This is a genomic window from Marinobacter sp. V032 (assembly GCF_052645435.1).
Map to the genome: position 1 here is coordinate 634,797 of NZ_JBQXYE010000001.1, position 16,965 is coordinate 651,761.

Consider the following 16,965-nt stretch of genomic DNA (forward strand, 5'->3'; position numbering starts at 1 on the left):
TTTTTCACGGCCGGCTGCCGTCCTGCGTACGCGAAGGAAAGGAATTCAAACGCGTACTCAGGAGACTCATCATGCCCAGTGCGGCTATTTCTGCCCCAGCCTCAACAAAGACGGCGCACGATTCTGCGCCCATCAGTTCACTCCGGGTGATCAAGCGCAACGGCCAGCTCGTTGATTTTGATGCCAGCAAAATTGACGTGGCCATCACCAAAGCCTTTCTCGCGATAGAAGGCGACAAGGCAGCCGGGTCCGCCCATATCCACGACGCCGTTCGCCAGGTCAGTCAGCAGGTGATCAGCGCCCTGAGCCGGCGATTGCAGGCGGGTGGCACCGTGCATATTGAAGATATTCAGGATCAGGTCGAGCTTGAACTGATGCGCGGTGAAGCACATAAAGTCGCCCGCGCCTATGTGCTCTATCGCGAAGCCCACGCTCAGGAGCGCGCCCAACTGGCGCCGGTAGAAGAGCACCCAACCCTGAGAGTTATGCTGGCGGACAAACAGAGCGCACCGCTGGATCTGGGGCTGATGAAGTATCAGGTCGAACAGGCCTGCGCTGGCCTGGACGGCGTTGATGCGGACACCATTGTCGACGATGCCCTGCGCAATCTGTATGACGGTATCCCCGAACACGACGTCCTCAACGCGCTCATCATGACCGCGCGCGGCCGCATAGAACAGGAGCCCGACTACAGCGCGGTGACCGCGCGCCTGCTGCTGGAACAGCTGCGACTGGAATCCGGCCGGGTGTTGGAACTGCCCATGCAAACGCCGTTGGTGGATGTCTACCCGCAGGCACTGACCCGTTTTATCGCACTGGGTATTGAACGTGAGCTGTTGGACCCGGCGCTGGCGGATTTTGATCTCGACCGGCTGGGCGCCGCCCTCAAGCCGGAACGCGATCTCCAGTTCAGTTTCCTCGGGCTGCAAACCCTCTACGACCGGTACTTTATCCACCTGAACGACAAGCGCCTGGAATTGCCGCAGGTATTCTTCATGCGGGTCGCGATGGGGTTGTCGCTACGCGAGGATGATCTGGATGCGCGTGCTATCGAATTCTATGAGCTGCTGTCGTCATTCGACTATATGGCATCCACACCTACGCTATTTAACAGCGGCACCCGCCATTCACAGCTCTCATCCTGTTACCTGACCACCGTCAGCGATGACCTCGACGGCATTTACGGCGCGATCAAGGACAACGCATTGCTATCGAAATGGGCGGGCGGTCTGGGTAACGACTGGACGCCGGTGCGATCGCTGGGTGCCCACATCAAAGGCACCAATGGCCGTAGCCAGGGCGTAGTGCCCTTTCTCAAGGTGGTCAACGACACTGCCGTCGCAGTAAACCAGGGAGGCAAACGTAAAGGCGCCGTTTGTGCCTATCTGGAATCCTGGCATCTGGATATCGAGGAATTTCTCGAGCTGCGCAAGAACACCGGTGACGAGCGCCGCCGCACTCACGACATGAACACCGCCAACTGGGTGCCGGATCTACTGCTGGAGCGGATGCGCGCCGACGCCAACTGGACACTGTTCTCGCCTAACGACGTGCCGGATCTGCACGATCTGTACGGTGCTGCGTTCCGCACCCGTTATGAAGAATACGAAGCCAAGGCCGAGCGGGGCGAAATCAGCCTGTTCAAGACTGTCCCGGCGAAGCAGCTGTGGCGGAAGATGTTGACCGTGCTGTTCGAAACCGGCCATCCCTGGATCACGTTCAAAGATCCCTGCAACCTGCGCTCGCCCCAGCAGCACACTGGCGTGGTGCATTCGTCCAACCTGTGTACCGAAATCACCCTGAATACCAGTGAACAGGAAATCGCCGTCTGTAACCTGGGTTCAGTGAACCTCGCAGCCCACATTCGCGACGGGGAGCTGGACGTGCAGCGGCTGGAACGCACCGTCAACACCGCCGTGCGCATGCTCGATAACGTCATCGATATTAACTTCTACGCGGTACCGCAGGCGCGCGAGGCGAACATGCATCACCGGCCCGTGGGGTTGGGGCTGATGGGCTTTCAGGACGCGCTTTACCGTCTTGGCCTGCCATATGCCAGCGCGGAAGCAGTTGAATTTGCCGACCTGTCGATGGAGCAATTGAGCTATTTCGCCCTGCGTGCTTCAGCCGAACTGGCGAAAGAGCGCGGTGCCTACGCAACCTACGAAGGCTCGCTCTGGTCACAGGGCATTCTGCCGATTGACTCGCTGAACAACCTGAAAGCCGCACGCCGGGAAGAGGACTTCAGCGTCAACAGTGAAAGCCGTTTGGATTGGGCGCCAGTGCGCGACCTGATCCGCGAACACGGTATTCGCAATTCCAACGTTATGGCGATTGCACCCACCGCGACCATTTCCAATATCGTTGGCGTGTCCCAGTCGATCGAACCGGCGTATCAGAACCTGTTTGTGAAATCGAACCTGTCCGGCGAATTCACGGTGATCAATCCCTCGCTGGTCAACGACCTGAAGGCGCTGGGCCTGTGGGACAACGTCATGGTCAACGATCTTAAATACTACGACGGCTCAGTGCAGCAGATCGACCGCGTACCGGCGGACATCAAGGCGCGGTATGCCACCGCATTTGAGCTGGATTCCCGCTGGCTGGTGGAAGCCGCCTCGCGTCGCCAGAAATGGCTGGATCAGGGCCAGAGCCTTAACCTGTACATGGCGGAACCGTCCGGTCGCAAGCTGGACGAACTGTATCAACTGGCATGGGAGCGGGGCTTGAAAACCACTTATTACCTGCGATCGCTGGGGGCCACCGGAGCGGAGAAATCGACGCCGGTTGCTGCGCCTGCCCCACAGGTTTGCTCGATAGATGAGCCTGATTGCGAGGCATGTCAGTAAGTACTGACTTCTATGACAGGGGCTGCTTTGAAGCCCCTAATCAGATCAACGAATTCAAGATCCAGGAGTAACCCCATGCTGAACTGGGATGACGAACCGCAAACAAGCGCCGAGTCCAACGCTTCTACCACGCTTGCCAGCGAAGGCCCGCGCCCCGTCAATGTTGACGACAAGCGGGTGATCAACGGCACTACCGATATCAACCAACTGGCACCGTTCAAGTACCCCTGGGCGTGGGAATACTTCATGAACGCCAACAAGAACCACTGGACGCCGCTGGACGTGAACATGTCCCAGGACATCCACGACTATCACCACCGCCTGTCCGCGCCGGAAAAACACATCTATGAAAACGTACTGGCCTACCTGACCACCTCCGACATTATCGCCATGCGCAATATCGGGTTGGCCGTGATGGAGAAAATGAGCGCCCCGGAACTGCAAATCTACCAGGCCCGGCAGGTGTACGAAGAAGCCCTGCACACCTGGACCTACCAGCACTGCATCGAAACCCTCAACCTTGACCAAAGCGAGATCTATAACCGCTACCGCGTGGTGCCGGAGATCAATCAGAAAATCCAGGTTGCCAATCGCCGCCTCAATGCGGCCATGCGTTCCGACATGAACCTGCGTCATCCTGATGACCTGCAGGAATTCGTCATGTCGTACCTGTTTTTCGCTGCGGTGTTTGAGGGCTGCTGGTTCTATAACGGCTTCAGCCCGATATTCGCCCTGCAACGTCGCGGCCTGATGCGCGGCACCGGCGAACAACTCCAGTACATCCTGCGCGACGAGGCCATGCATTTTTCCTTCGGCCTCAAAGTCGTCAACCAGATCCTCGAAGAAGAAAACATCACCCTCGACCCCAAAGCGGTGCGCGACATGTGGGACGAGTCCGAGGCTGCCGAAAGCGCCTACGCTAACTATGTGCTGCGCGACCCGATTCTGGGGTATTCAGCGGACTACCATTCCGAGCAGTTCCGTTTCGTCGCCAACCGCCGCGCTCGTACTGTCGGGCTGGACGAACCTTTTCCCGGCGCGAAAAACGTCTCACCCTGGCTGGACGAACAGGCCACCATGCGCAAAGAGAAAAACTTCTTTGAAACCAGAGTGATCGAGTACCAGACCGGAGCGCAGCTCGAGTGGTAAGCGCTTACTGACCCTCAACCCAACGGACCGCGCACCCCGGCAAAACCCTGGCCCAGCACATGGGTGTAGATTTGGGTGGTGCGCAGGTCAGAATGGCCGAGAAGATCTTGCACTGTTCGAATATCGTTCCCGTGCTTCAGGAGTTCTGTGGCGAAGGTGTGCCTGAAGGTGTGACAGCCGGCGGGCTTGCCTAGACCGGATTCAGCGACTGCGGCTCTAACCGCCTTTTGGACTGAGCTGGTGTGAATATGGTGACGAACGACCTTGCCGAAGTCGTTTTTAGTTAGATTGTGGGACGTAAACAGCCATTGCCAATCCAGTGACATATCGGCACCGGGATACTTTCGAGCCAGTGCAAATGGAAGGCTTACCGGTGTTTGCAGGGCTAAGTCCTTCTCCTTCCATGCCTTTCGTATCCAGGCAATGTGACGCTCCAGCTCTGCGATCAGGCTACCTGGCATAAGGGTCGTTCTGTCTTTTGCGCCTTTTCCGTCCCGAACGATAATGATCTGATTACTGAAATCGATATCCTTCACCCGTAAACGACAGGCTTCGGTAACCCGCAGGCCAGAGCCGTACATTAACGACGCAAGAAGCCGATAAGGCACTCCCAGTTTGCCAATGACATTAACGGCTTCTTCGTGGGAGAGCACGACGGGCAGGCGTTTGGGCTTTTTAGAGCGAACAACAGACCCAATCTCGCCCAAAGGTGCATCAAGCACCTTGGAATAAAGGAACACCAAAGCATTCAGCGCCAAGGCTTGAGTAGCCGCCGCCACATTGCGATGGACAGCTAGCCACGTGAGAAATTCGTTCACCTCACTTGGCCCCATATCCTTGGGGTGCCGCATCTGGTGAAACCGAATAAAAAAGCGAATCCAGTACCAGTAGGATTTTTCGGTACGAATGCTGTACCGGTTAACTCGAATGACCGCCCGAACCTGATCACGAAGGCGAGGTTGAGGTTGAATGCCGTCCAATTTGGCTTATCTCCTTTTGCTGTATATTTATACAGTATTATTGTGTGGGCGAAAGATGGAAGTCAAACGAATACATGGCGGTTTGGTAACAGCTTGGCTAAGATATTGATAAATAAACGACTTGATGCCGTGAAACGTGAGAGGGAAGTGGAGTTATCGAGAACGCACTTTTCTGCACTAACGTGGAATTCGGTCTAACTGCTGTTATGTGATCAAGAAAGCGAAACTTATAGTATGAATGAAGTCGAATCTGAGGAATTAAAGGGCATTAAAAAACGTATCCTATTAATTCGCCTAGTTTGTTTGCCTGGCCCAATGTTCTTAGGTTTTGGTTATTACGGGCTAGCAGTATTAGATGGTGATACAAGTGGTAGTTTTCTTCCAATACTAGGTAATGCTACTGTGTCCTATTCTGTAATTGCAATAGGCGCTCTTACCATGGCAGTAGAGTTTTCGAAGTTAAGGCCACTATGGAAACGTCAGCGAGAATTAAAATCCAGCTAAAACACATAACAAGAAAAAGCAGCAACGCACAACAAGTTGTGCTGGACGTCCGTACCGGCCGCCGCTGTTTTAGGCGTTGAGGCTGTAGAAAAACCCCAAATCAGACTGGTTTTGGTAGCATTGGGCAAACAGACAAGGAGCCGTCGGCATGCCTCGTTTCAAGCACTACAACTACGACCAGGACGCCATGGTCGTGATCAACTACCAGGAACAGCTCCAGCCCGGCACCTTTGAACACGCGGTGCATTATCTGATCGAACACAAGCTGGACCTGACCATTTTCGACCCGAAGTACAACAACGACGCCACGGGTCGCGTTGCCTACGATCCCGCCATCCTGCTGAAGATCATCCTGTTCGCCTATTCCAAAGGCATCACCTCCAGTCGCGAGATCCAGTGGTGTTGCGAGACCAATATCATCTTCAAAGCCCTGTCCTGCGATACGGTGCCGCACTTCACCACCCTGGCTGCGTTCGTGAGCCGCCATGCAGACGAGATCGAAGCACTGTTCGAGCAGGTGCTGCTGGTGTGCCACGAACAGGGTTTGCTAGGCAACGAACTGTTCGCCATCGACGGCTGCAAAATGTCCTCCAACGCCGCCAAAGAGTGGTCCGGCACCTTCAAGGAACTGGGCGAGAAGCGCACCAAGTTACGACGTCTGATTCAGTACCACCTCAAAGAACACCACCAGCGGGATGAGGCAGAAACCGAAGCCGAACTGGACCGGGATATCCGGCGAGCCAAAACCACACTCTCCCTGGATGAGTCCCTCAAAAAGGTGGACCGCTTCCTAAAGACGAGTAGCCCAAGGATGGGCCAGGGGAAACGACGCAAGGAAGTGAAGAGCAACATCACCGATAACGAAAGCGGCAAGATGACCACCAGCAAAGGCACCCTTCAGGGCTATAACGGTGTGGCCACTGTGGACAAGAAACACCAGATCGTCATCGATGCTCAGGCCTTCGGCGAAGGGCAGGAACACCACACCTTAAAGCCAGTGTTGGAGACGGTTCAGCACCGCTATAAAAAGCTAGGCATCGCTGACGACATCTATCAAACGGGCACCAATGTCACCGCCGACACCGGCTTCGCCAACGAAGCCAACATGCAGTACCTGTACGAACAAGAGATCAACGGCTACATCCCGGACAACCGCTTTCGCAGCCGCGATCCCAAGTTCGCGCAACAGAAAGACAAATACGGCAAGCGGCATCAGAACAAAGCGTCATCAAGCTGGAAAAAGGTCATCCCCGCCAGTGAGTTCCAGTTCGATCCGATGACAATGACCTGTGTCTGCCCGGCGGGCGAAACCATCAGTTACCAAGGCCAACGCGAAGCGGAGAACGGCAAGACCCGAGTGCACTTCGAAGGCCGTCTTCTCCAGTGCCGACATTGCCCCAAGAAACATCAGTGCATGCAGAATCCGGCTTCTGCCGACCACCGGAAAGGCTCGGGAAGGCAGGTCTCGTTCACCATCGAGAACAAGCGCCAGCCCAACTACACCGACTGGATGAAGCACCGCGTCGACAGCCCGCAAGGCAAAGCCATCTATAGCCATCGCATGTCAGTCGTGGAACCGGTGTTCGGCAATATCGGCACCAACAAAAAGCTGAACCGCTTCAGCCTCAGAGGCAAAAAGAAAGTACAGGGTCAGTGGCAGCTCTACTGCATGGTGCATAATATTGAAAAGCTGGCGAATTACGGACAAATGGCCGCATGAGGTGTGGGTCTTGTAGATCCACGAAACGGTGCCGCTGAATGCGCTATAGGTGACATAGCGGCGACCACCCGAAGTAAGTGGCCACTGCCGCCGAATAAACCCATGCATCCGTCGATGACGGATGAACAAAAGAACAACTGAAATGGCGAGTGAAAATGGCTCAGAATTGGGTTTTTCTACAGCCTCGTTATAAGCAAAGGAGTATCAAATGAAGTATCTCGTTCTGGTCGGGGCAGTCGCTTTGTCAGGTTGTGGCTCTGACAACAGTGGGGAGCTCGACAGGCTCAATGACGAGCTTGAGAATCTCAAAATCGACTATCAGGCGTTCGACGCCGATTACGCTCAGCAACAAGAGGATTATGAGCGTCAAATTGCCGACTATGACAGGCAAACTGAAGAAACCGATGCCCTTCTCGACAAGCAGCAAGAATTGGCCGTTCGTTACGAAGCGCTACTTACCAAATGGGAAGAGCAGGCTAGCCGAAAAGATAAAATCTTGTCCGCAGAGGAAGAGGCCCTTGACTTATAACAAGTCGCTCAAGTTTGTTGCGGCCCAAATGGGCCTCCACCGGACGGCCTTGTCAGGCCGCCGCTTAGCTCAGCGTGTGTGCCGGGCATGGCACAGAACTAGGGAGGTGCAAGTCCTCCTGCCAGGTGTTCGCAGAGCCGAAGGCTAGGAGAAGGGCAAGGGCGTCATCGCGAGGTGGGGGCTGGAGGAAGCCCAATCCAAAGCGGCGGGGCGACGAACAGGAACCCGACGAGGTGTGGCACATCCGGGGCCAGCGGGCACGTGACCGCTAAGCCCTCCATCTGCGACCGGGATGTGCTTTATAAATCGGGCGCCTACGCCGTGAAAGCTCTGTGCCTTACCCCGGGAGATCTGTCATGTGTGGAGGGATCCACTGAAAGGCGAGCGATCGCCTTTGATCGCGTGGCAGAAGTCAGCAGAGGGCATAGTAGGTTCACCCGTGAACTGAAGGCCCGAACAGAGACAGGAGTCGATCATCCGTGCAGAGGATCGCGAATGCATCAGACAAGCAGCTTTCGCTGCCCCTGGCGTCGCCAGGGGATGAACCCGAGCCTGGCAATCGGACCGCGTCGAACTCCGTTCAACCCTCACCGTGGATGGCGCGTGTACTGAGGAGGGACAACCTCAGTCGCGCCCTGAAACAGGTACGACGTAACAAAGGTGCGCAGGGCATCGACGGCATGACCGTCGATCAACTGTCAGGGCATTTGCGCCAACAGTGGCCGCATATCAGGCAGCAGTTGATCCGACAGACCTACCGACCGCAACCGGTTCGGCGGGTCACCCTTCCCAAACCCAACGGCGGTTCTCGTCCTCTGGGTATTCCCACCGTGCTGGATCGTTTTATCCAGCAGGCCATCGCCCAAGTGGTGCAGGAAGACTGGGAGCCGCGATTTCACCCCCACAGCTATGGTTTCCGACCCGGCCGCTCAGCGCACCAGCCCGTGCGATACGCACAAGGCTGTGCCCGGGACGGCCAGAGCTGGGTGGTGGATCTGGACCTCAAAGCCTTCTTTGACCGGGTGAACCACGATCGCCTGATGGCACGGCTGAAACGGCACTGTCCGGACAAGCCGATGCTCAGGCTGATCCACCGGTATCTGAAAGCCGGTGTTCAGCTCGACCACCACAAAGTGCCGACACCGAAAGGTGTCCCGCAAGGCGGGCCACTGTCACCGGTATTGGCCAACGTGGTGTTGGATGAACTGGATTGGGAACTGGACCGGCGCGGCCTGCGCTTCGCCCGCTACGCGGACGACTGCCAGATCTTTGTTGGCAGCCGCCGTGCAGGCGAACGCATCATGGTGAATCTGACGCGCTTTATCGAAGACTCGCTGAAGCTCACAGTGAATACACGAAAGAGTGCAGTAGACCGTCCCTGGAAGCGCCGCTTCCTGGGCTTCATCCTCAGCCGGAAAGGGCAACGACTGAAAGTGGCCAGCAAGGCCATCGACCAGTTAAAAGCCCGCATCCGAAAACTGAGCCGCCGTACACGGGGCCACTCACTGGCCCAGGTGATCGCAGACTTAGAAGATACCCTGCTTGGTTGGAAAGCGTACTTCGACATTGCTGAAGTACTGAGCCCATTGCGGGATCTGGACAAGTGGTTGCGGCGGAGATTGAGAAGTTACGTGTGGAAGCAATGGGGTCGAAAAGGCTATCGTGAGCTGAGAAAGCGGGGTGTCTCGGTCAGACTGGCCTGGAATACCGCGAAATCGGCTCATGGCCCGTGGCGGTTGAGTCATTCGCCGGCCCTGTCGCAAGCCTTACCGGCTCGAACCTTCCGGTACTATGGGCTGCCAGAGTTGGCAGCACGGAAGTGGGTTGAATCAAGTCACTGAATCGCCGTGGTACGTGATCCGTATGCCCGGTGATGTGGGAGGAGGGGCACTGTGAGGTGCCTCCCTATCCCGATTAAAGCTGGAAAGCCGAGTCGTGGCACCAGATACCCATCCGTGTCAAAATTGAGCGATACGCGAACGAGAGGTTTCTTCTATGAATCTCCAGAAAATTGAAGACGAGGCGCTCCATCTTCCCAAATCGGAGCGAGCCGAATTGATCCAGCGACTGGTATTGAGTCTGGAGTCTCCCTCAGAAGAAGAACTCAGGTCCGATTGGTTGCTTGAGGCCCGCCGTAGAGGCGAAGAGCTCGATAATGGTTCAGTTCAGGCCGTGTCCGGTGAAGATGTCATGAGGAAGGCTAGAGCACTGATCAAATGAACTATTCTTTTCACCCGGCAGCGGAAGCCGAATTCCTGGAATCAGTTGGTTAATACGAATCAAAAGTTCCGGGATTGGGTGGTGCCTTCATAGAGGAATTTGAGGCCCTGGCCAATTTAGTTGGCGAGTCACCAAAAGCCTGGCGAGTTGAGTTGCAGCCAGATATTCGTAGAGCGCCCCTTCACAGATTTCCGCTAGCCATCGTTTACCGAGAGAAACCTGACGGTTTTCAAGTTCTGGCGGTTGCCCATGACCGGCGACGTCCGCAGTACTGGCTTGGCCGGCTTTAACAATCGGCTGCACAGCGACCGTTTTTCAGCCGCTTCGTAGCTCCAAATCGGCGCGTGAGCCGGGCGTTGAGGCTTTAGAAAAAGGTCAGCGATCTTTCTTGACCTGAGCTAGATCAATAAACAATCTAAAAATAGCGCCTACTCTTGAAATCTGGAGCGGTCATTCATCGAAAACACACCCAGATTTAATGTAGAAACACGATCAAAAAAGGCTCGGGGATTTTTCTACAGCCTCGTTAACCATATTGAAGGCATGGATGGCAAAGTCATTGCTGTTGAAGGGAGTCTTAATCACCGCACTAGTTTTGGTGCTCGTTCACGTCTTCTCAGCAAGTTACTTTCTTGCGCTGATTATCGTCGCTACTCTCGGAATCTTCGGCGAGATCATCCACCTTCCAGAAAACATGCCGGGGGAGGCTGATAACCCCGATGGTGAGGGGCTACATCCTGCAAAGGCTATTTTGATTGGCGGTGTCATCGTCGTTGCACTTGTGGTTTTGGGAGAAGTTTTTCCGGTTTTATACGCGCTTGGAGTCAGCCCAAATGGTTAACAAATCGCTCAAGCTTGTTCCCTGCCTAGCGGCGGCCACTGTCGTGGCGCTGGACTTACCCCGATAAACATGACGCACCCCAGCCTCAAACGGAGGCCATTTCAAAGTCCCCGTTTGTCCACTGGAATGACGATACGAGTTGCGAGATCTTTTAGCCGAGGGCGTTGAAAATCCACCAGGGAAGGGTAATGCGTTTGGGCGGTCGATGCCTTTATTCCGGAAACCGATGAGAATGAGTTCAATGAAACTGCTTTTAAACTGTTTTATCAGTCTTTTTCTTACTTTATTACCCTCAATCGCACTTGCTGACGGCAATAGCGCGCTTATAGCCACAGTGGACCTCACCGCGAACGAGCTTCAAGCGAATGTGGGTTTCGCTGCTTATGATCTCGAATCAGGCCAGCGCTGGGAGTACCAGGCCGACCAGCGGTTTCCGTTGTCCAGTACGTTTAAAACTCTGGCTTGTGCCGCTTTGCTGCACCGGGTTGATGCAGGAGAGGAGAATCTTGACAGGGAGGTGAGCGTCTCAAAGTCGGATATCGTGACCTACTCCCCGGTCACCGAAACATTCGTTGGCGGCCAGGCCATGACCCTTGCGGCGTTATGTGAGGCTGCGCTGACAATGAGCGACAACACGGCAGCGAACCTGATATTGCGAGCCTTAGGCGGGCCTGCGGAAGTGACGGCCTTCGCCAGGCTCTTGAAGGATGATGTCACTCGGCTTGATCGCTGGGAAACGGAACTTAATGAAGCGGCACCGGGCGATCAGCGGGATACAACAACTCCCAGTGCGATGGTGAAGAACCTTCAGAGCTTGTTGTTAGGCGGCGTGTTATCCACCGAATCCCGAGTTCAATTACGCGATTGGCTTGAGCGAAACCAGGTCGCGGATGGGCTTTTCCGTGCTGTTGTACCTGAAGGCTGGGTTGTGGCTGACCGAACCGGGGCTGGCGGTTTTGGATCACGATCGATAACCGCCATCATTTGGCCGCCGGAGCGCGAGCCTATCATTGTCGCTTTATACATAACGCAAACGGATGCTTCTTTTCCGTCGAGGAATGAGGCGATTGCTGAGATAGGCAAGGCCGTAGTGGTGGCGGTGAAATCAGGCCGATAAAGCATTACCCCTGACTATTGATAAAACATAACCTGAAGAATGGTTTAGCCAGAGAACAGGCAGTTTCGAATCAAAACTACATCAAATACTGGTAGACCAGGGGGTCTGGCGACGGGGATGATGGCGAGAGGTGTGGATCTGCCTTCGATTCCCCAGAGCCAATCCCCAGAGCGAGTTTATGATCAGTATTGAACAGATGGCCTTTGTACTTGAGGCATTGCCTGACCCGGCGTTTATATTGTCGCGCAGCGGCCAGTATGTGGCCGTATTCGGTGGTCGCGATGCGCGTTATTACCACGATGGCAGTGGCCTCATCGGCTTGAATATCTCTGACGTGGTGACAACCGAGAAGGCGGCTTGGTTTCTCGAACAGATTGAGTTGGCGCTGGCCTCTGGCAAGTTGCTGATCAAAGAGTACGAGCTGAGCAACCGGGACGTAAAGGGGTTACCTGAGGACGGTCCCGAGCAACCCATCTGGTTCGAGGGGCGCATCCAGGCTCTCGATTTTCTGGTTGATGATGAGGCGGTGGTGCTCTGGGTCGCGAGCAATATTTCAGAGCGACACGAAATGGAAATCAAACTCCGCGAGCTCAGCGACACGGACCAGCTCACAGGGCTTTCTAACCGCAGAAAGCTGGAGCGCGACCTGGCGCTTCATGTTGAGACCTTTGAGCGGCACTCGATACCGACATCCATTTTGATGTTTGATCTAGACAACCTGAAGAATATTAACGACACCCTGGGCCATCACGCGGGTGATGAGATCATTCGGGCTGTTGGCGATATTTGTCGATTAGAACTGAGAAAAACCGATACCGCTTGTCGCTTTGGTGGGGATGAGTTTGTTATCGCTTTGCCGAATATTGAACGAGAGCATGCGGTGCAATTTGCCGACCGGCTGCGTGAGCGCTTCACGAGTGAATTGAGCCGGTTCTCAACGGGTGGCATCGCCGTAACGGTCAGCATCGGTGTCGCCACCATGATGGCGGAGGACCGGTCGTATGAAGGCACCTTGAAGCGTGCAGATGATGCTTTGTATGAAGCGAAGCGAGATGGCAAAAACCGGGTCATTGCAGCTTGATCCGGCATGCGTGATCTTCGCAAAAAGGGAAAACCTCAAACATTTCGCTTTGCTCAGGACTAACGGATTTCAATCGAACCGGGCATACCAAACGCGTTAATGTCTTTGATGTTAAGTCTGTTGAGTCACAGGGACGTTCACTCATGAATATGGACTATTTGTTTTTTGCCGGGTGTTTCAGCTTTCTGGCGGCGGCCTTACATATCGGCGTTATTCTCGGCGGTCCCCGCTGGTACCGTCTGTTCGGGGCCGGAGAAGCGATGGCTCGGATGGCGGAACGAGGTTCACCAAAACCGGCAATTATTACCTTTTGCATTGCCGTGGTGCTGGTGGTCTGGGGCGTTTATGCATGGTCTGGAGCAGGCATTTTGCCTGGCATGCCTTTGCTCAAGCTGGCTTTAGTTGGCATCACGACGGTTTATCTGGCCCGGGGATTAGGCGGGTTGATCGCTCCTTTCATATCTGACCATCCTCATATTGTGCAAAACAGCACAGGCTTCTGGCTCTGGAGTTCTGCGGTTTGTCTGGTCATTGGCGTGTGCCACCTGATCGGTACGGTGAGCGCATGGTCGATCTTGTAGAGGGATTACGATGAAGCAAAATAAATACGACGATCCGACATTTTTCACAGAATACGCAAAAATGCCTCGTTCTATTGACGGGCTCGCTGCGTCTGGCGAATGGCAGGCGCTTCGTGAAACGCTTCCGGACTTTCGGGGAAAACGGGTGCTTGATCTGGGGTGCGGCTACGGCTGGCACTGCCAGTTTGCATACGAGCATGGCGCATCAGAGGTCGTCGGGATTGATATTTCGGCGAAGATGATTGAAAGGGCCATCGAGCTGACCCATGCCGGAAATGTCCGATACGAACAAACGGCCATAGAGGATTTCGAGGCCGCTCCCGGCTCGTTCGATATTATCCTGAGCTCACTCGCGCTGCACTACGTTCGCGATCTCGGTCCCGTTTTTGCCAAAGCCGCAGAGCTGCTCGCTTCGGGCGGAACGTTCTGTTATTCGGTCGAGCATCCGCTCTTCACTTCACGGGAACAGCAGGACTGGAGCTACGATGCTGATGGGCAGATAGCCCATTGGCCGGTCGATAATTATTTCCATGAAGGGCAAAGGACAACGGCGTTTTTGGGCGCTGATGTCGTCAAATACCATCGCACCGTGGAAAGTCATTTTAAGGCACTGCTGGCAGCCGGGTTCTCGGTGGAATCGCTGGTTGAACCTGCTCCACCAATGGAAATGGTCAAGGAAAAGGGATGGGAAGATGAGCTTCGGCGACCGATGATGCTGATACTGCGAGCGGTAAAGGCGTAAGGCTGTAGACCGGCTGATAGAAGCCATATAAAACGAATACGCGCATCTCCGGCGAGCTCAAATCCAAGGCGATTTATCCATTAATTGAGATAAATTTATCAATATGCAGTAAAGTTGCGGCTGTCTGGCGGCTGATCGTCGCCGCTGAATGTTTTTATTATCAGGTTTATCTATGCCCGTGGAAAAACAAAAATCACCCGTCCGGCCTGCTTCAAGTACCACTCTGGCAAAGGCGTCGTTGCTGCTGCGAACCGTTGCCAACGTCTTTCCTACCGGCGGAACACTGTCGCGTATTGCCCGCGAGATTGACATGAATACGGCGACCACGCACAGGTTGCTGACCGCACTGGCCCATGAAGGTTTACTGACCTTTGATCCCTATGCGAAAACCTATCATGTGGGGTTCGAGTTGTTGCAAATTGCCGAATCTGCCCAGGCGGTTGCTCCGGATTTACAACTACGCCATCGGTTGCGGCCGATGATTCTTGCGATTGCCCGTCGTTCCGAGGAGTCGACCTATCTGTCGATTCGTTCCAGTCGGGATTCTCTGTGCATCGATGTTGCTGAAGGCAGTTATCCGGTCAGTGCCAATACGCTGACTGCCGGAGCGCGCAGGCCGTTGGGTATTGGTGCGGGGGCAATGGCCTTGCTGGCCGCGTTGCCCGTTGCGGAAGGTGACCGGATGGTAAACACCAATGACGGCCGTTATGAACAATATTCAGGCATAACCCGGGATGAGGTTGCTGAAGGTCTGGCGCTGAGCCGGCGTCAGGGGTTCGTCTTCAATAATGGCCGTATCGTGCCGGAAGTTGCGGCTCTGGGCATCGCGTTCCAGGTTCCGGATATCCAGCATCACGTGGCGATCAGCGTGGCGTCGGTCGCCTCACGCATGAGCGCAGATCGCAGAGAGTTGGTGGTCAATGTGATCCGGGAAGAGATCAGTCGCTGGTTATCCCGGGAAGTCTCGCCCGCCTGACAACTGAATCGGGTTCTGGTGGCCTGCCTTTCGGTGGGTCACGACTGAGCTCCCCCGCACGTTTCCCCATCTGTTTTCTGTTTTGTTGTTCTGCATAGCGAAACGCTGGTATTTTTTTGCGAACCCTTATTTCTCTATTTATAATGCCTTCCCGTTCATCTTAAAAATAATAAGCTACTGTTTTATATGAAATAAATTGCAAAAAATAAGGTTTTTCGGCTTAGTTGTTTAATCTAATTTTCTCGATATGCAGTAAAATAATTGTGCAATTTGGGAAAAATGGATTGACGTGGGTAGGTGTTTGGCACTAATTTTCTCCAAGGCGCGGCTAGGGAGGTTTCAATTTATTCCCCGGGCCGTGGGTTTTTTTGTCGTTCAGCGATGGGGCGTTGAGGTCGAACACGCGACCGCAACGCAGCGCTCGTTGGTCTGAACATACAGCCAAAATAAAAACAGCCCGGAGAAAGACCATGTTTCGCACGTCCACCTCTTTTCGTTCAGCCGCCTCTGCTGTGACTGCAGCACTCGCACTGGGCTTCAGCTCTGCCGCTCTGGCAGACGACACCGAACTGCCGCGCTCCATGACCTGGTCATCCTATGACGTGGGCTCGGCGGGTTACGCTGAGGCATCCGCGATCGCCGATGCCTTTGGTAAAAAGTTTGGTACCCGTATTCGTATCCAGCCTTCAGGTTCTGCTATTGGTCGTCTGCAGCCGCTGATCAGCAAGCGGGCTGATTTCAGCTTCCTGGCAACAGAGACTTTCTTCGCGTCCGAAGGCGTTTATGACTTTGCGACCCGTCGCTGGGGGCCTCAGGACTTGCGGGTTATCGCCGGTCGACCGTCGTCATTTGGTGTATTCACTGCGGCGGATGCCAACATCAAATCTCTGGAAGACCTCAAGGGACAGCGTTTTGCGTACGTCGCGGGTAACGATTCGATTAACGTGAAATGCGATGCCTTTCTGGCATTTGCCGGGCTGACCCGGGATGACGTTGACGCGATCATGTTCCCGACTTACGCCAGCACCATGAGCTCGCTGACCCGCAACGAAGCGGATGCCAGCTGCACCTCTACTACACCGAGCCATCTGTACGAGCTGGACCAGTCGCCACGCGGTATTCACTGGCTTGAAGTGCCGGCCGACAACAAAGAAGGCTGGAAGCGTCTGAAAGAAGTGGCGCCTTTCTTTCAGCCGTACAAGGAAACCATCGGTGCGGGTATCAGTGAAGAAAACCCGGTCGATATTCTGGCTTATCGCTATCCGATGATTGTTGTGCGCGCGGATATGAATGATGACCAGGTGTACGCCTTCATCAAGGCGCTGGACGAAACCTACGATATCTACAAGGACGCAACGTCGGTAATGAAGCGCTGGCGTCTGGACAAGTCGGGCACCCCGGCTGCAGATGTTCCCTTCCATCCTGGTGCTATCCGCTACCTGAAGGAAAAAGGCATCTGGACTGACCAGTTCGATACCTGGAACAACGAGCGTCTGGCGCGCCTGAAAGCGCTGCGCGATGCCTGGCCCAAAGCCGTTGCTGAAGGTGAAGGCAAAAGCGACGAAGAGTTTGCCAAAATCTGGGAGAAGTACCGCACCCAGGCTCTCCAGTCGCTCTGATCTTTCCGATCCTGATTTGACCCCATTGCTATACACGCGAGCCTTCTGGCCCCGTGT

15 protein-coding genes are annotated in these 16,965 nt (G+C 54.8%); 14 read left to right on the forward strand and 1 reads right to left on the reverse strand.

The window, feature by feature from the left end; all coding sequences use genetic code 11:
- Positions 1-71 precede the first annotated feature (71 nt).
- Positions 72-2,849 carry a ribonucleoside-diphosphate reductase subunit alpha gene (locus ACUN9X_RS02940; protein ID WP_445472137.1) on the forward strand — a complete coding sequence of 926 codons (2,778 nt, stop codon included), beginning with the start codon at positions 72-74 and terminating at the stop codon, positions 2,847-2,849.
- 75 nt (positions 2,850-2,924) lie between these two features.
- A complete protein-coding gene (locus ACUN9X_RS02945) occupies positions 2,925-3,998 on the forward strand; it encodes a ribonucleotide-diphosphate reductase subunit beta (RefSeq protein ID WP_445472138.1) in 1,074 nt (357 codons plus the stop codon).
- 14 nt (positions 3,999-4,012) lie between these two features.
- Here ACUN9X_RS02945 and ACUN9X_RS02950 read toward each other — a convergent pair whose 3' ends face one another.
- On the reverse strand, positions 4,013-4,978 hold the full coding sequence (locus ACUN9X_RS02950) for an integron integrase (protein ID WP_260039121.1): 966 nt from the start codon (positions 4,976-4,978) through the stop codon (positions 4,013-4,015).
- A gap of 234 nt (positions 4,979-5,212) precedes the next feature.
- Here ACUN9X_RS02950 and ACUN9X_RS02955 point away from each other — a divergent pair, with 234 nt between their 5' ends.
- The 12 genes from ACUN9X_RS02955 to ACUN9X_RS03010 all read left to right on the forward strand — a co-directional run bounded on the left by ACUN9X_RS02955 (position 5,213) and on the right by ACUN9X_RS03010 (position 16,908).
- Positions 5,213-5,482 carry a hypothetical protein gene (locus ACUN9X_RS02955; protein WP_445472139.1) on the forward strand — a complete coding sequence of 90 codons (270 nt, stop codon included), beginning with the start codon at positions 5,213-5,215 and terminating at the stop codon, positions 5,480-5,482.
- Positions 5,483-5,630: 148 nt separating this feature from the next.
- Positions 5,631-7,202 carry a transposase gene (locus ACUN9X_RS02960; protein ID WP_445472140.1) on the forward strand — a complete coding sequence of 524 codons (1,572 nt, stop codon included), beginning with the start codon at positions 5,631-5,633 and terminating at the stop codon, positions 7,200-7,202.
- A gap of 208 nt (positions 7,203-7,410) precedes the next feature.
- Positions 7,411-7,731 carry a hypothetical protein gene (locus tag ACUN9X_RS02965; RefSeq protein WP_260039120.1) on the forward strand — a complete coding sequence of 107 codons (321 nt, stop codon included), beginning with the start codon at positions 7,411-7,413 and terminating at the stop codon, positions 7,729-7,731.
- Positions 7,732-8,210: 479 nt separating this feature from the next.
- On the forward strand, positions 8,211-9,572 hold the full coding sequence (gene ltrA, locus ACUN9X_RS02970) for a group II intron reverse transcriptase/maturase (protein WP_445472141.1): 1,362 nt from the start codon (positions 8,211-8,213) through the stop codon (positions 9,570-9,572).
- A gap of 154 nt (positions 9,573-9,726) precedes the next feature.
- Entirely contained in the window at positions 9,727-9,951 is a 225-nt protein-coding gene (locus ACUN9X_RS02975) for an addiction module protein (protein ID WP_445472142.1), read from the forward strand.
- Positions 9,952-10,498: 547 nt separating this feature from the next.
- Complete coding sequence (locus ACUN9X_RS02980) at positions 10,499-10,792, forward strand: hypothetical protein (RefSeq protein WP_445472143.1); 294 nt, start codon at positions 10,499-10,501, stop codon at positions 10,790-10,792.
- 241 nt (positions 10,793-11,033) lie between these two features.
- Complete coding sequence (gene bla, locus ACUN9X_RS02985; RefSeq protein WP_445473171.1) at positions 11,034-11,909, forward strand: class A beta-lactamase; 876 nt, start codon at positions 11,034-11,036, stop codon at positions 11,907-11,909.
- A gap of 178 nt (positions 11,910-12,087) precedes the next feature.
- A complete protein-coding gene (locus tag ACUN9X_RS02990; protein WP_445472144.1) occupies positions 12,088-12,990 on the forward strand; it encodes a GGDEF domain-containing protein in 903 nt (300 codons plus the stop codon).
- Between the two features lie 143 nt (positions 12,991-13,133).
- Complete coding sequence (locus ACUN9X_RS02995; protein WP_445472145.1) at positions 13,134-13,571, forward strand: hypothetical protein; 438 nt, start codon at positions 13,134-13,136, stop codon at positions 13,569-13,571.
- 10 nt (positions 13,572-13,581) lie between these two features.
- Positions 13,582-14,313 (forward strand): class I SAM-dependent methyltransferase, encoded by a 732-nt coding sequence (locus ACUN9X_RS03000; protein WP_445472146.1) that lies wholly within the window; start codon positions 13,582-13,584, stop codon positions 14,311-14,313.
- 172 nt (positions 14,314-14,485) lie between these two features.
- Positions 14,486-15,289 carry an IclR family transcriptional regulator gene (locus tag ACUN9X_RS03005; protein ID WP_260038754.1) on the forward strand — a complete coding sequence of 268 codons (804 nt, stop codon included), beginning with the start codon at positions 14,486-14,488 and terminating at the stop codon, positions 15,287-15,289.
- 470 nt (positions 15,290-15,759) lie between these two features.
- Positions 15,760-16,908, forward strand: coding sequence for a TAXI family TRAP transporter solute-binding subunit (locus tag ACUN9X_RS03010; RefSeq protein ID WP_260038751.1), 1,149 nt, complete (start codon positions 15,760-15,762; stop codon positions 16,906-16,908).
- Positions 16,909-16,965: the final 57 nt, after the last annotated feature.

Bases quoted from the DNA above. Each gene is read 5' to 3' on its own strand.
- ACUN9X_RS02940 (WP_445472137.1), top strand. From the start codon at position 72: ATGCCCAGTGCGGCTATTTCTGCCCCAGCCTCAACAAAGACGGCGCAC.
- ACUN9X_RS02945 (WP_445472138.1), top strand. From the start codon at position 2,925: ATGCTGAACTGGGATGACGAACCGCAAACAAGCGCCGAGTCCAACGCT.
- ACUN9X_RS02955 (WP_445472139.1), top strand. From the start codon at position 5,213: ATGAATGAAGTCGAATCTGAGGAATTAAAGGGCATTAAAAAACGTATC.
- ACUN9X_RS02960 (WP_445472140.1), top strand. From the start codon at position 5,631: ATGCCTCGTTTCAAGCACTACAACTACGACCAGGACGCCATGGTCGTG.
- ACUN9X_RS02965 (WP_260039120.1), top strand. From the start codon at position 7,411: ATGAAGTATCTCGTTCTGGTCGGGGCAGTCGCTTTGTCAGGTTGTGGC.
- ACUN9X_RS02975 (WP_445472142.1), top strand. From the start codon at position 9,727: ATGAATCTCCAGAAAATTGAAGACGAGGCGCTCCATCTTCCCAAATCG.
- ACUN9X_RS02980 (WP_445472143.1), top strand. From the start codon at position 10,499: ATGGCAAAGTCATTGCTGTTGAAGGGAGTCTTAATCACCGCACTAGTT.
- bla (WP_445473171.1), top strand. From the start codon at position 11,034: ATGAAACTGCTTTTAAACTGTTTTATCAGTCTTTTTCTTACTTTATTA.
- ACUN9X_RS02990 (WP_445472144.1), top strand. From the start codon at position 12,088: ATGATCAGTATTGAACAGATGGCCTTTGTACTTGAGGCATTGCCTGAC.
- ACUN9X_RS02995 (WP_445472145.1), top strand. From the start codon at position 13,134: ATGAATATGGACTATTTGTTTTTTGCCGGGTGTTTCAGCTTTCTGGCG.
- ACUN9X_RS03000 (WP_445472146.1), top strand. From the start codon at position 13,582: ATGAAGCAAAATAAATACGACGATCCGACATTTTTCACAGAATACGCA.
- ACUN9X_RS03005 (WP_260038754.1), top strand. From the start codon at position 14,486: ATGCCCGTGGAAAAACAAAAATCACCCGTCCGGCCTGCTTCAAGTACC.
- ACUN9X_RS03010 (WP_260038751.1), top strand. From the start codon at position 15,760: ATGTTTCGCACGTCCACCTCTTTTCGTTCAGCCGCCTCTGCTGTGACT.